Raw genomic sequence first — 14,017 nt, forward strand, 5'->3', positions numbered from 1 at the left:
TCTCCGACCGCACCTTCCTCGTCCACCTCGGCGGCAAGCTCCAGGTCGAGTCGAAGGTGCCGATCCGCAACCGAGACGACCTCTCGCTCATCTACACACCCGGGGTGGCCCGCGTCTGCATGGCCATCGCCGAGAACCCGAGTGACGCCCGGCGGCTGACGATCAAGCGCAACACCGTCGCCGTGGTCACCGACGGCTCGGCCGTCCTCGGCCTGGGCAACATCGGCCCCCTGGGTGCCCTGCCGGTCATGGAGGGCAAGGCGGCGCTGTTCAAGCGGTTCGCCGACATCGACGCGTTCCCGATCTGCCTCGACACCCAGGACACCGAGGAGATCATCCGCACGGTCAAGGCGATCAGCCCGGTCTTCGCCGGCATCAACCTCGAGGACATCTCCGCCCCCCGGTGCTTCGAGATCGAGGCCCGGCTGCGCGAGGAGCTGGACATCCCGGTCTTCCACGACGACCAGCACGGCACCGCGATCGTGGCCCTCGCCGCCCTGCGCAACGCGCTCCGCGTCGTGGGCAAGAACCTCGAGGACGTGCGCATCGTCATGAGTGGTGCGGGCGCCGCGGGGACGGCGATCCTCAAGCTGCTCCTGAAGGCGGGGGCCCAGCACGTCGTCGTGGCGGACAAGGACGGCGTGATCCACGCCCAGCGCGAGGACATCGCCGGCAACGGGCACCAGAGCCTGCGCTGGGTGGCCGAGCACACCAACCGCGAGGGGCGCACCGGCACCCTCAAGGGGGTGCTGGCCGGGGCCGACGTCTTCATCGGCGTCTCCGCCCCGAACCTGCTCACCGGTGACGACATCGCCACGATGGCCGACGACTCCATCGTCTTCGCCATGGCCAACCCCGAGCCCGAGGTCGACCCGGCGGCCGCCGCCCAGCACGCCACCGTCGTGGCCACCGGGCGCAGCGACTTCGCCAACCAGATCAACAACGTCCTCGTCTTCCCCGGCGTGTTCCGCGGCCTGCTGGACGCCGCCTCGACCCGGGTGAACGAGGAGGTCATGCTCGCCGCCGCCGAGGCCCTGGCCAACGTCGTGGCGCCCGAGGAGCTCAACGCGGCCTACATCGTGCCGAGTGTCTTCCACCCGGACGTCGCGTCGGTGGTCGCCAAGGCGGTCGAGGCCGCCGCGAAGGCCGCCGGAGACACCGAGCAGCTGTCCCGGCCGCTGGACGGCGAGGAGGCCGCCAGCGCCGCGGCGGGATCCGCCGGGCTGTCCGCCGTGCGCAGCGGCGGTGCCTCGTCCTCGGTGGGGACGATCACCGCCGACGGGCGTTGATGGCCCGGCCGGGCGGGAGCAGGAGCGGGACCCAGGTCGAGGCACGCAGCAACCGGCTGTGGCCGGGGCTGCTGGGCGTGCTGGTCGCGATCCAGCTGCTGGTGCTCTACATCCCGACGGCGCCCGGTGGCGTCGAGGTCAGCGGGCTCGACAAGGTGGTGCACGCCGGGGTCTTCGGGCTGCCGGCGCTGCTGGCCGCCGCCCGCCGCTGGTGGTGGGTGGTCGTCGCCCTCGTCGTGCACGCGCCGGTCAGCGAGGTGCTGCAGGCCACGCTGCTGCCGCACCGTGACGGCAGCGTCTGGGATGCCGTCGCCGACCTCGTCGGCGTCGCGCTCGGGCTGCTCGTCTCGTCGGTCTGGCGACGCCTCGCGCGCTGATATCCTTGGGTGTGGCCCGTTGTTCCACCGGGCCTGCCGGCTGAGCACTCTCGGCCGGCCACCGGGTGCCACCGGCACCTGAGGTCCGCTCTCACCACTGCTCCGGAAACGGCGGCTCGAGGCGTGCCTACGACCTGACCGCCCCTGTCGGCCCTCCGTGCCGACGTCCCGAGCCCTCGAAGAGAGCCTGCTGCATGAGTTCCTCGACCCGTCCTGCCCTGCGCCGTACCGGGAGCAAAGCCCGGTGGAGCACCGCCAAGAAGGCCAAGGCGAAGGCGCGCACCCGCGCCGCGTCCGGCCGCCGGACGGCCACGCCCCGCCGGTCCATCCGCGAGGAGGACCGGTCCCGTGCCGGTCGTCCCGAGCAGGATCGCACCGGTCGTCCCGAGCGCACGGAGCGCGTCGAGCGCCCGGCCCGCACGGAACGCGCCCCGCGCCGCGAGCGTCCGGCTCGGGCGGAGCGTCCGGCTCGGGCAGAGCGTCCGGCTCGCGCGGAGCGTCCGGCCCGTGCCGAGCGTGCCCCGCGCCGCGAGCGCCCGGCCCGGCCGGCGCCGGAGCGCCGGCCGGAGCCGTCGCCGGTGGTGTCCACGCCGGTGGCCGCCGACAACGGCTTCGCCGCCCTCGGACTCCCCGCGGCCCTGGTGCAGCGCCTGGCCCGTGACGGCATCACCGACCCCTTCCCGATCCAGGCGGCGACGATCCCCGACGCGCTCGCCGGTCGTGACGTGCTCGGCCGCGGGCAGACCGGGTCGGGCAAGACCCTCTCGTTCGGGCTGCCGACCCTCGCCCGCCTCGCCGACGGCGGCCGGGCCGGCTCGAAGCGGCCCCGCGCCCTCGTCCTGACCCCGACCCGTGAGCTCGCCATGCAGGTGAGCGACGCGCTCCAGCCGCTGGTCCACGTCCTCGGCCTGAGCCACAAGCTGGTCGCCGGTGGGATGCCGTACACCCCGCAGCTGCAGGCGCTCGACAAGGGGGTCGACGTGCTCATCGTGACCCCCGGTCGGCTCATCGACCTGCTGGAGCGCGGCGCCGTCCTGCTGGACCGGGTCGAGGTGGCCGTGCTCGACGAGGCCGACCACATGGCCGACATGGGGTTCCTGCCCGACGTCACCACGATCCTGGACCAGGTGCCCGCCGGAGGGCAGCGGCTGCTCTTCTCCGCCACGCTCGACCGCGGCGTCGACGCGGTGGTGGAGCGCTACCTCACCGACCCGGTCACCCACTCCACCGACGCCGCGACCGCGAGCGTCACGACGATGGAGCACCGGATCCTGCTCATCGAGCCCGCCGACAAGAAGGCGATCACCGCCGAGCTGGCCAACCGCGAGGGACGCACTGTCGTCTTCGCCCGGACCAAGCTCGGTGCCGACCGCATCGCCCAGCAGCTGCGCGACCAGGGAGTGCTGGCCGCCGCCCTGCACGGCGGGCTCGGCCAGGGCGCGCGCAACCGGGTGCTGAACGCCTTCCGGGACGGCGACCTCCCGGTGCTCGTGGCCACCGACGTCGCCGCCCGCGGCATCCACGTCGACGACGTCGCCGTGGTGCTCCAGGTGGACCCGCCGGCCGACCACAAGGACTACCTGCACCGCGCCGGTCGCACCGCCCGAGCCGGGGAGCAGGGCACGGTCGTCACGCTCGCGCTGCCGCACCAGCGCCGGCTGATGGAGCGGATGGCGCAGGCGGCCGGCCTCGACGGGGTCCGGCCGGTCCGCGCACGTCCCGGCGACGACCTCATCACCGCCACCGGTGGCGGCATGCCCAGCGGCGTTGCCGTCTCGCCGGAAACCGTCCGACGGCTGCTCGAGCCCCCGGCCCGCAAGCAGGGTCCGCGGCGCGGCGGCCCGCGTCGCGGTGGCCCGGCGGGCCGGGGCGAGCGGCGCCGCGAGGAGCACCGCGGTGCGCCCCGCGGCAGGGGAGCGGCGCAGGGAGCCGGCGGGGCCCGGCATACCACGTCGGGGCGGGGACGCCGGCGCAGCGGGACGCCCACGGACTGAGCCACCGATCGGCCCGTGGCGCGCCCACGCGCCACAATGCGGGTGTGTCGACGTTCCTGACCGGGCAGCTGCTCGTGGCCACCCCGAACACCGGCGGCGACGTGTTCCGGCGCAGCGTGGTGCTCGTGCTGCACCACGACGAGGAGGGCGCCCACGGGATCGTGCTGAACCGGCGGCTGGAGGCCCGGGTCGACGCCGTGCTGCCGGACTGGCAGCCGCACGTCACACCGCCCGCGCAGCTCTTCCAGGGCGGTCCGGTGGGCCTGGACTCGGCGCTCGGGCTCGTCACCGTGCCGGGTGACGTCTCCGAGCCGCTCGGGGTGCGCCTGCTGTTCGGCGGCCTGGGCCTGGTCGACCTGGACACGCCACCTCTGGTGGTCATGCCGGAGCTGGCCGGCCTGCGCATCTTCGCCGGCTACTCGGGGTGGGCGGGCGGGCAGCTCGAGGACGAGATCCGCGCCGGCGGCTGGTACGTCGTCGACGCCGAGCCCCGGGACGCCTTCACCTCCGACCCCGAGCACCTGTGGGTCGACGTGCTGCGACGGCAGCGGAGCAAGCTGGCGCTCGTGGCGACCTTTCCGGAAGACCCGACGATGAACTGAGCCGGAGCGGCTCCCGCGCGCGGGCCGCCACCCGGGTGCGCGCCGTACAATCGCCCGCATGACGGAGCAGACACCTCCCGGCGCACCCTCTGACCCGACCAGCCCGGAGCCGGAACGCTCGCTGCCCCAGACCACCACCGCCGTGCTCGAGCGCGAGCAGGTGCAGGAGCAGTTCGCCGAGCCCGGCGACCACGAGCGCTTCGCGCACTACGTGCGCAAGGAGAAGATCCTCGAGAGCGCCCTGTCCGGCGAGCCCGTGACCGCGCTCTGCGGGAAGGTCTGGGTGCCCGGCCGTGACCCGAACCGGTTCCCGGTCTGCCCGATCTGCAAGGAGATCTACGACGGTTTGCGCGCCCCCCAGGACGGTGGCGACGGCGGCGGCGACTGATCCGTCGACCCCGAGCGGGCCTGTCCGGGGCACCAGCCGCCGCGAGTGACGCTGGGCATCCGCCAGCCCTTGCCGGGCGTGACCTCCCCGTGGAGGTCACCCTCGGGAGTCCAGTGCAGGTAGTCCTCCAGCCATGGGTGGTTGAGCAGCCACAGGCGCTCCCACGCCTCAACCAGCTCCGCGTTGAGGTCGCGGAACCGCCGCCAGGCGGCCTGCACGTCCCGCACGGTCCTCATGGGTCCACGCTCTCCCCGAACACCTCCGGGCACCAGTGACCTTGGTCCCGAGAAGGGGTACTCAAGGCCCCGACGACCCGCAGCGACCTGACCGGCCCGCGGCGGCTCAGCTCCGGCTGGCGCCCTGCGGCTGGTAGGACCCGGGTTCCGGTGAGCGGGTGCTGATCGCCATCCGGTTCCACGAGTTGATCGCCACGATCGCCCAGATCAGGGCGGACAGCTGTTCGGCGTTGAACTGCTTCTCGGCCTGTGCCCACACCTCATCGCTCACGCCGCCCTCGCTGATCCGGGTGACCTGCTCGGCCAGGGCCAGCGCCGCCCGCTCCTGCTCGCTGAAGAACGAGGTCTCCCGCCACGCGCTGATGGTGTAGAGACGCTGTTCGTCCTCGCCGTCGGCCCGGGCCTCCTTGGTGTGCATGTCGAGGCAGAAGGCGCACCCGTTGAGCTGCGAGGCACGGACCTTCACCAGGTGGTAGAGCGCCTGCGGGATCCCGGCCTTGCTGCTGGCCTGGTGGGCCGCCTGCTCGAGGGCGCCCATGCGGCGGTAGGCGTCGGGAGTCGTCTCCTGGAGGTTCAGTCGTGCTGTCATGCTTCGACGTTACGCCCGGCGACTGACCACGGATCAGGGGTAATTCGCCCCGCGGAGACCGCTCGCGCGGGGTGTCCCACACCGGTCGGCGGTCGTCCGTCGGTTAGTCTCGACGCCCTATGAGTACGTCCGCCGCCTCGCACCTCTCACCGGCATTTCCCGAGCGGGCCGCGTGGGGCACGGCGGACAAGCTGCGGGCCTGGCAGGCCTCCGCCCTGCAGCGCTACCTGACCGAGGCTCCGCGTGATTTCCTTGCGGTGGCGACGCCGGGCGCCGGCAAGACGACCTACGCCCTGCGGGTGGCCACCGAGCTGCTCGGCCGCGGCATCGTGGAGCGGGTCACCATCGTGGCGCCCACCGAGCACCTGAAGACCCAGTGGGCGGACGCGGCGGGGCGGGTCGGCATACAGATCGACCCGCGGTTCACCAACCGGCAGGGGCGGCACTCCCGGGACTACCACGGTGTCGCCGTCACCTACGCCGGCGTCGCGAGCCGGCCGCAGCTGCACCGGGCCCGCACCGAGGCGGCGCGCACGCTGGTGATCCTCGACGAGATCCACCACGGCGGCGACAACCGCTCGTGGGGTGACGCGATCCGCGAGGCGTTCGAGCCGGCGACCCGTCGCCTCGCGCTCACCGGCACCCCGTTCCGCTCCGACACCAGCCCGATCCCGTTCGTGCGCTACGAACCGGACGACGGCAACGGTGGCGTGCTGCGCTCGGCGAGTGACTACACCTACGGGTATGCCGAAGCCTTGCGTGACGGGGTCGTGCGGCCGGTGCTCTTCCTCGCCTACGGGGGAGCCATGCGCTGGCGGACCCGGGCCGGGGACGAGGTGGCTGCGCGGCTGGGCGAACCCCTCACCAAGGACGTGACCGCCCACGCCTGGCGGACGGCGCTGGACGCCAAGGGGGAGTGGATCCCCGCGGTGCTGCGGGCCGCCGACCGGCGGCTCACCGAGGTGCGGCGCGGTGTGCCGGACGCCGGGGGCCTGGTCATCGCCTCCAACCAGACCCAGGCGCGCGCCTACGCCAAGATCCTGGAGTCGCTGACCGGCGACAAGCCGACTGTCGTGCTCTCGGACGACGCCGGGGCCTCCGCCCGGATCGAGCAGTATGCCGCCTCGGACGCCCGCTGGATGGTCGCCGTGCGCATGGTGTCCGAAGGCGTGGACGTGCCGCGGCTGTGCGTCGGGGTCTACGCCACCTCCACGTCCACCCCGCTGTTCTTCGCCCAGGCGGTCGGGCGGTTCGTCCGTGCCCGGCGGCGCGGGGAGACCGCGTCGGTGTTCCTGCCGAGCGTGCCCCTCATCCTCGAGCACGCGGCGCGGCTGGAGGAGCAGCGCGACCACGCGCTGGACCGGCCCAGGAAGCCCGGCGAGGAAGCGGACCTGTGGGCCGAGTCCGAGGCGCTCATGGAGGCGGCCAACCGCACGCAGACCCAGCCGGACGAGCAGCTGTCCTTCGAGGCGCTGGAGTCGGAGGCCGAGTTCGACCACGTGCTCTTCGACGCCCAGCAGTACGGCCTCGGAGCCGTGGCCGGCAGCGACGACGAGCAGGAGTACCTCGGGCTGCCGGGGCTTCTCGAGCCGGACCAGGTCGCCACGCTGCTGCGCGACCGGCAGGACAAGCAGGGGCGTCGCGCCGGCTCCCCTCCGGCCCCGGCGGAGCAGCCGGTCGCGGCACACCGGGCGCTCGCCGCCCAGCGCAAGGAGCTCAACTCGCTCGTGGCCGCCTACGCCCGCAAGACGAGCACGCCGCACGCCGTCGTGCACACCGACCTGCGTCGGCGCTGCGGAGGGCCCGCGCTCGACGAGGCCACCAGTGAGCAGGTCCTGGCGCGGATCGACACGATCCGGAACTGGTTCGTGGGCCGCCGCTGACAGCCCCCGGGTCTCCGGGTGGGGGCGCTCGGCAGGGGCGCGGATCGGACCGGAGCCACCACCAGCGACACTGGTGCTGACCCCGCAGAAGTCTGCGGGCGCGTGCCCACGGCCGATCGTGACTCCCCGGCGTCGCGAACCGTACCGTGGAACCACCGGCAGGCCGGCTGTCCCAGGCAGCCGGTCGAGACGGGCGACGAACTCGAGACGGGCGACGGAGGAGGGCTGACACGGTGGCCGACGGCACCCAGCTGCCCGCACGGGCGAACGTCGTCGTCATCGGCGGTGGGGTCATGGGGGTCAGTGCGGCCTTCCACCTGGCCGAGGCCGGAGTGGGCGACGTCGTCCTGCTGGAGAAGAACGCCCTCGGCTCCGGGTCCACCTGCAAGGCCGCCGGTGGCGTGCGTGCGCAGTTCTCCGACCGGCTCAACATCGAGCTGGGGCAGCGCAGCCTCGAAGCGTTCGCCCGGTTCCGGCAGCGGCCGGGCCAGGAGATCGACCTGCACCAGGTCGGCTACCTTTTCCTGCTCGACGACCCGAACGCCGTGGCCGCCTTCGAGCAGAACGTCGCCCTCCAGAACGAGCTCGGCGTGCCGAGCCGGATGCTGTCCCCCGAGGAGGCCCAGCGCCGGGCCCCGTTGGTCAACACCGAGGGGCTGCTGGCCGCGACCTACTCTCCCGCCGACGGGCACTGCACCCCCGAGTCCGTCGTGCTCGGCTACGCCACCGGGGCGCGGCGGCACGGGGCCCGGATCGTGACCGGCTGCGCCGCGGTCGGTGTCGAGACGGTCGGTGAGCGGATCACCGCTGTCCGGACCGACCGGGGACGCATCGAGACCGACACGGTCATCTGCGCTGCCGGCGCGTGGTCCCGCGAGGTGGGGGACTGGGCCGGTGTCGACCTGCCCGTCACGCCGCTGCGACGGCAGGTGCTCATCACCGAGGCGATGGCCGACCTCCCGCCCGACCTGCCGATGACCCTCGACTTCGCCACCAGCTTCTACTTCCACCGGGAGGGACGCGGGCTGCTGATCGGCATGTCCGACCCGGAGGAGGAGCCCGGCTTCAAGCTCGGCCGGTCCGACGCGTGGCTGCCCCGGCTGGGTGCCGCGATCGAGCGCCGCGCCCCCCAGCTGCTGGATGTCGGGTTCACCAGCGGCTGGGCCGGGCTCTACGAGATGACCCCGGACCACAACGCCCTGATCGGGGAGGCGACGGGGATCGACCGGTTCCTCTACGCCACCGGCTTCTCCGGCCACGGCTTCCTCATGGGGCCGGCCGTCGGGGAGGTCCTGCGCGACCTCTACCTCGGCCGCACCCCCGCCATCGACGTCGCCCCGCTGGACACCGCCCGGTTCGCCCAGGAGCGGTCGCGACCGGAGCTCAACATCGTGTGAGCATGGGAGCAGACGACACCAGCCACCTCAGCGCGGCAACCGCCGCAACACCGACACGGGAGAGAACACCATGAGCACCACCCTGCCCACCGCCGAAGACCTGCGCGCTCGCGCGCGGGCCGCCCTGGAGCGCTGCGGCGTCGACGTCGACGCCATCGCCGGCGACCAGGTGTCGCGGTCACCGATCAACGGCCAGGACCTGCTCCCGGTCGCGTGGACCGACGCCGCCGGGGTGGACCAAGCGGTCGCCCGCGCGGCCGAGGCGTTCCGCACCTGGCGCTCCGTCCCGGCCCCCGTGCGCGGTGACCTGGTGCGTCGCTTCGGCGAGCTGCTCGTCGAGCACAAGGCCGACATCGGCGAGCTCGTCAGCCTCGAGGTCGGCAAGATCACCTCCGAGGCGCTCGGTGAGGTGCAGGAGATGATCGACGTCTGCCAGTTCGCCCAGGGCCTGTCCCGGCAGCTGTACGGACGCACGATGCCGTCGGAGCGGCCGGGTCACCGGCTGATGGAGACCTGGCACCCGCTCGGCGTGGTCGGCGTCATCTCCGCCTTCAACTTCCCCTGCGCCGTGTGGTCGTGGAACACCGCGGTCGCCCTCGTCTGCGGCGACCCGGTCGTGTGGAAGCCCTCCGAGACCGCGCCGCTCACCGCCCTCGCGTGCAACGCGGTGCTGCAGCAGGCGATCGCCGAGGCAGGAGCCCCGGAGCACCTCAGCCAGGTCGTCATCGGCGCGGCCGAGGTGGGGGAGCGGCTCGTCGACAACCCCGACGTCGCGCTCCTCAGCGCCACCGGGTCCACCCGGATGGGCCAGGCGGTCGGGCCGCGCGTCGCCGCCCGCTTCGGCCGGTTCCTGCTCGAGCTCGGCGGCAACAACGCCGCCGTCGTGGCTCCGTCGGCCGACCTCGACCTGGCCACCCGCGGGATCGTGTTCGCCGCTGCCGGCACCGCCGGGCAGCGGTGCACCACCATGCGGCGCGTGCTCGTGCACGAGGACGTCGCGGACGACCTGCAGGCACGACTGACCGCCGCCTACGAGCGGCTGCCGATCGGTGACCCGATGACCGAGGGCACGTTGGTCGGCCCGCTGGTCAACGAGCGGGCCTACCAAGGCCTCCGGCATGCCCTGGAGCAGGCACAGCAGCAGGGCGGCAAGGTCCTCGTCGGCGGTGGCCGGCGCATGGAGGACGCCTCGTCGGGCGCCTACTACGTGGAGCCGGCCATCGTGCGGATGCCCGAGCAGACCGACATCGTGCGCCAGGAGACCTTCGCCCCGGTGCTCTACGTGATGACCTACCGCGATCTCGACACCGCGATCGAGCTCAACAACGCCGTCCCGCAGGGGCTTTCGTCGTCCATCTTCACGAGCGACCAGGCCGAGGCGGAGCAGTTCGTCAGCGCGGTGGGCTCCGACTGCGGCATCGTCAACGTCAACATCGGCACCTCCGGCGCCGAGATCGGCGGTGCCTTCGGTGGCGAGAAGGAGACCGGCGGCGGTCGGGAGTCGGGATCGGACGCCTGGCGTGCGTACATGCGCCGCGCGACCAACACGATCAACTACTCCGGTGAGCTGCCGCTGGCGCAGGGCGTGGACTTCAGCGTCTGAGGGGTGCGGCAGGGTCCGTGGTGAGGCCGTGCTCCGCGGCCGCGGAGCACGGCCGCAGCCGTCGGTGCGCCCACGACCGGCGTGGACGAGGGTGCTGTCTCACTCGGGGCGGTCCACGCCCGGCTGGAGCTCGATGAGGTGCTCGGCCGATCGTTCCAGCGAGTCCACCGCGCCCGCGACGGCGGGGTTGTGCCGCAGCGACCGGTGCAGGGCCGACACGTGCCGGTGGGCGGTGACGTCCTCCACGCGTCTGGCGACCACCTCGTCCGTCGGTTCGTGGCTGAGGGCAGGGACGAGGGCGATGCCCAGACCCGCCCGGACGAAGGCGGAGATGACGTCGTAGTCGTTGCTGCGCACCGCAATCCGCGGTTCGAATCCCTCCCGGCTGCACAGTCGGGTGAGGCACAGCGCACCGGCGGTGCCCTCCCGGGTGGAGATCCAGGGCTCGTCCCGCAGATCACCCAGCCGGAGCGTTCCTTCGCTGCGGGGGTGCCCCGGCGGCAGCAGGAGCACCAGCTGTTCGCGCAGCAGGTGCCGCACGCCCAGGCTGCGGGGCCACGGGCGGGGGACGAGGTCGTAGCGGTAGACGAGGGCCAGGTCGATCTCGCCGTCCCCCAGGCGATGCACCAGGTCGTCGGTCTCGCCCTCGTCGAGGAGGACCTCCACGGCGGGGTGCTGCTCACGGAGGTGCGCGAGGGCATCGGGGAGCAGCCGCTCGCTGGCCGTGGGGAAGCTCCCCACGCGGATGCGGCCCACGGTTCCCTGGGCCATGCCGGCGACGTCGTCCTCGAGGGCACGGAGGGTCGTCAGGCTGTCCCGTGCCCGCCGAGCGAGGAACTCGGCCGCCGGCGTGGGCCGGACACTGTGGGCGGAACGCTCGAAGAGCGGAACCCGCACGCTGCGCTCCAGTGCAGCGATCTGTTGGGACACCGCAGACCCGGTGTAGCCCAGTTGTCGGGCGGCGTCGGCGAACGAGCCCGCCCGGATGACGGCCACGAGGGTGCGCAGGTGGACGGGGTTGAGCATGGCCCACCCTAAGCGCGGGCGTGCAGGGCAGGGCAAGCGTTGCTGGCCCTGCGGTGGACAGGTCTGGGGCTGCGATGCTGGCGCCAGCCCCCCACCGTCGGGGAAGGTCGTGGGTGGGTGTGTGCGGCACCCGGACGAGTGGAGACGGAGGCCACGAGCGTGAGCAGCGAGACGCTGGACGTCGATGCCCGGTTCGTCGAGGTGGTGCGGGGCATGAGCCGCACTGCCGGCGAGGGTGGTGGGACGGCACCGGACCGCCTCCCGCCGGAGCGGCTGCTGCGGCTGTTCGACGCCCAGCTCGGCAGCCGCCACCTCGACCTGGCGGCGCGCTGGATGCAGGCCCGGGGCCGCGGCTACTACACGATCGGTTCCTCCGGGCACGAGGGCAACGTGGCCGTCGCGGACGCGCTGCGCCCCACGGACCCGGCGCTGCTGCACTACCGCTCGGGGGCCTTCTATCTCGGTCGTGCCGCCCAGGTCCCCGGACACGACGGGCTGCGGGACGTCCTCATGGGCGTGGCCGCCTCGGCGCGCGAACCCATCTCCGGCGGCCGGCACAAGGTCTTCGGTCACCCGGCGCTGCACGTCCTGCCCCAGACCTCCACCATCGCCTCGCACCTGCCCCGTGCCGTGGGCGTGGCCTTCTCGATCGAGCGGGCCAAGAAGCTGGGGGTGGCCACGCCCTGGCCCACCGACGCCGTCGCGGTCTGCAGCTTCGGGGACGCCTCGGTGAACCACTCGACGGCGGTCGGCGCGCTCAACGCGGCGATGCAGGCGACCTTCCAGGGGCTGCCCATGCCGGTGCTGTTCGTCTGCGAGGACAACGGCATCGGCATCAGCGTGCGGACCCCGAAGGGATGGGTCGAGGCCAACTACGCCCACCGACCCGGGCTCGCCTACTTCGCGGCCGACGGGTGCGACCTCGCCGACGCGGTCCAGGTCGCGGGCCGTGCTGCCGCCCACGTCCGGCGCCGCCGGTCCCCGGCCTTCCTGCACCTGCGCACCGTCCGCCTCCTCGGCCACGCCGGCTCCGACGTGGAGTCGGCCTACCGCACGCCGGCCGAGATCCGCGCGGAGCTCGACCACGACCCGCTGCTGCGCACCGCCCAGCTGGTCGTGGACGCCGGAATCCTGACGCCGGAGGAGGTGGTGGCGACCTATGAGGCCAAGCGCGAGCAGGTGCGGGCGATCGCGCTGGAGGTCCTGACGCACCCCACGCTGACGAGCAGGGCCGAGGTCGTGGCGCCGCTGCAGCCCGGCTCGGACCACCGACCCGCCCGGGAGGACGCCGTGAGCGCCGCGTCCCCGGAGCGGCGCGGCGAGGTCTTCGGTGGGCGGCTGCCCGAGGACGAGGGCCCGCTGACGCTGGCCCAGTCGATCAACCGCGCCCTGGCCGACGTGCTGGCCGGGCACCGGGAGGCGATCGTGCTGGGGGAGGACGTCGGCCGCAAGGGGGGCGTCTACGGCGTGACGCGCGGGCTGGCGACGAAGGTCGGCCGCGCCCGGGTGTTCGACACCCTCCTGGACGAGCAGACGATCCTCGGGCTGTCCCTCGGCGCCGGCGTCGCGGGCCTGCTGCCCATCCCCGAGATCCAGTACCTCGCCTACCTGCACAACGCCGAAGACCAGTTGCGCGGGGAGGCCGCGAGCCTGCCGTTCTTCGCCAACCGGCAGTACCTCAACCCGATGGTGGTGCGGATCGCGTCCTTCGCCTACCAGAAGGGGTTCGGCGGGCACTTCCACAACGACAGCTCGGTCGCCGTCCTGCGCGACATCCCCGGCCTGGTGATCGCCGTCCCGGCGCGCCCGGACGACGCACCGGCCATGCTGCGCACCTGTGTGGCCGCCGCGCAGGTCGAGGGGCGGGTGTGCGCGTTCCTCGAACCCATCGCGCTCTACCACACCAAGGACCTGCACGAGGAGGGCGACGGGCAGTGGCTCGCGCCCTACCGGGAGCCGGATGCATGGCGCCAGGCCGAGGCGCCGCTGGGCCGCGGACGCACCCACGGTGAGGGTGCGGACCTGACGATCGTCAGCTTCGGCAACGGCGTCCACATGAGCCTGCGGGTGGCGAAACGACTGGAAGCGCGGGGAGTCCGCAGCCGCGTGCTGGACCTGCGCTGGCTCGCGCCGCTGCCGGTGGAGGATTTGCTGCGGGAGGCGAACGCCACCGGACGGGTGCTCGTGGTGGACGAGACGCGGCAGACCGGCGGAGTGGGGGAGGGTGTCGTCGACGCCCTGCGCCGCGGACGGTATGCCGGATCGCTCACCGTGGTGGCCGGTGCGGACAGCTACGTGCCCCTCGGCGACGCCGCGAACCTCGTGCTGGTCTCCGAGGACGAGATCGAGCAGGCAGCGCGCGACCTGGTGGTCGCCGGCGACCGGGGTCAGGCACCCAACGGCGTGCGCACCGGCACGGCCAGCCCCCTGGCGGCGCCTCGCCCGTGACTGGACCAGACTGGAACGCGAGCATCGCACCGACGCCGAGCACTCGGCATACCGAAGGAGAGCGGCAGTGAGCAGTGGCAAGGGCAAGCGGGCGCCGTTGGACCCGATGGACCTGGCGGGGATCGATGAGTTGTTGAGTGAGGAGGAGGTCGCGGTCCGTTCGTCGGTGCGGGCGTTGTGCGAGA

At 73.2% G+C, this 14,017-nt stretch carries 12 protein-coding genes; 9 read left to right on the plus strand and 3 right to left on the minus strand.

What is annotated here, in order from left to right:
- The 5 genes from VFL99_RS10050 to VFL99_RS10070 form a co-directional block, all read left to right on the plus strand.
- Window positions 1-1,289, plus strand: a 1,289-nt coding sequence (locus VFL99_RS10050; protein WP_325106213.1) for an NAD(P)-dependent malic enzyme, incomplete at its 5' end; no start/stop codon positions are given.
- Window positions 1,289-1,666, plus strand: coding sequence for a VanZ family protein (locus VFL99_RS10055; RefSeq protein WP_325106214.1), 378 nt, complete (start codon window positions 1,289-1,291; stop codon window positions 1,664-1,666). The genes VFL99_RS10050 and VFL99_RS10055, both read left to right, overlap by 1 nt.
- A 194-nt stretch (window positions 1,667-1,860) precedes the next feature.
- A complete protein-coding gene (locus tag VFL99_RS10060; protein ID WP_325106215.1) occupies window positions 1,861-3,660 on the plus strand; it encodes a DEAD/DEAH box helicase in 1,800 nt (599 codons plus the stop codon).
- A gap of 44 nt (window positions 3,661-3,704) precedes the next feature.
- Window positions 3,705-4,262, plus strand: a complete 558-nt coding sequence (locus VFL99_RS10065; protein WP_325106216.1) for a YqgE/AlgH family protein — start codon at window positions 3,705-3,707, stop codon at window positions 4,260-4,262.
- A 58-nt stretch (window positions 4,263-4,320) separates the two neighbouring features.
- Complete coding sequence (locus VFL99_RS10070; protein WP_325106217.1) at window positions 4,321-4,650, plus strand: DUF3039 domain-containing protein; 330 nt, start codon at window positions 4,321-4,323, stop codon at window positions 4,648-4,650.
- On the opposite strand, the gene VFL99_RS10075 is transcribed toward VFL99_RS10070, so the two are convergent.
- Both VFL99_RS10075 and VFL99_RS10080 read right to left on the minus strand, forming a co-directional pair.
- Window positions 4,599-4,886 carry a hypothetical protein gene (locus VFL99_RS10075; protein WP_325106218.1) on the minus strand — a complete coding sequence of 96 codons (288 nt, stop codon included), beginning with the start codon at window positions 4,884-4,886 and terminating at the stop codon, window positions 4,599-4,601. The genes VFL99_RS10070 and VFL99_RS10075 overlap by 52 nt on opposite strands.
- Before the next feature lie 106 nt (window positions 4,887-4,992).
- Complete coding sequence (locus VFL99_RS10080; protein WP_325106219.1) at window positions 4,993-5,475, minus strand: carboxymuconolactone decarboxylase family protein; 483 nt, start codon at window positions 5,473-5,475, stop codon at window positions 4,993-4,995.
- Window positions 5,476-5,594: 119 nt separating this feature from the next.
- Here VFL99_RS10080 and VFL99_RS10085 point away from each other — a divergent pair, with 119 nt between their 5' ends.
- The 3 genes from VFL99_RS10085 (at window position 5,595) to amaB (ending at window position 10,358) form a co-directional block, all read left to right on the plus strand.
- Window positions 5,595-7,358, plus strand: a complete 1,764-nt coding sequence (locus VFL99_RS10085; protein ID WP_325106220.1) for a DEAD/DEAH box helicase — start codon at window positions 5,595-5,597, stop codon at window positions 7,356-7,358.
- A 233-nt stretch (window positions 7,359-7,591) separates the two neighbouring features.
- On the plus strand, window positions 7,592-8,755 hold the full coding sequence (locus VFL99_RS10090; protein WP_325106221.1) for an NAD(P)/FAD-dependent oxidoreductase: 1,164 nt from the start codon (window positions 7,592-7,594) through the stop codon (window positions 8,753-8,755).
- 70 nt (window positions 8,756-8,825) lie between these two features.
- Window positions 8,826-10,358 carry an L-piperidine-6-carboxylate dehydrogenase gene (amaB, locus tag VFL99_RS10095; RefSeq protein WP_325106222.1) on the plus strand — a complete coding sequence of 511 codons (1,533 nt, stop codon included), beginning with the start codon at window positions 8,826-8,828 and terminating at the stop codon, window positions 10,356-10,358.
- A 99-nt stretch (window positions 10,359-10,457) separates the two neighbouring features.
- On the opposite strand, the gene VFL99_RS10100 is transcribed toward amaB, so the two are convergent.
- Window positions 10,458-11,384 carry a LysR family transcriptional regulator gene (locus tag VFL99_RS10100; protein ID WP_325106223.1) on the minus strand — a complete coding sequence of 309 codons (927 nt, stop codon included), beginning with the start codon at window positions 11,382-11,384 and terminating at the stop codon, window positions 10,458-10,460.
- Window positions 11,385-11,543: 159 nt separating this feature from the next.
- Here VFL99_RS10100 and VFL99_RS10105 point away from each other — a divergent pair, with 159 nt between their 5' ends.
- Window positions 11,544-13,832 carry a thiamine pyrophosphate-dependent enzyme gene (locus VFL99_RS10105; protein WP_325106224.1) on the plus strand — a complete coding sequence of 763 codons (2,289 nt, stop codon included), beginning with the start codon at window positions 11,544-11,546 and terminating at the stop codon, window positions 13,830-13,832.
- Window positions 13,833-14,017 lie beyond the last annotated feature (185 nt).

The organism is Segeticoccus sp., assembly GCF_035708005.1.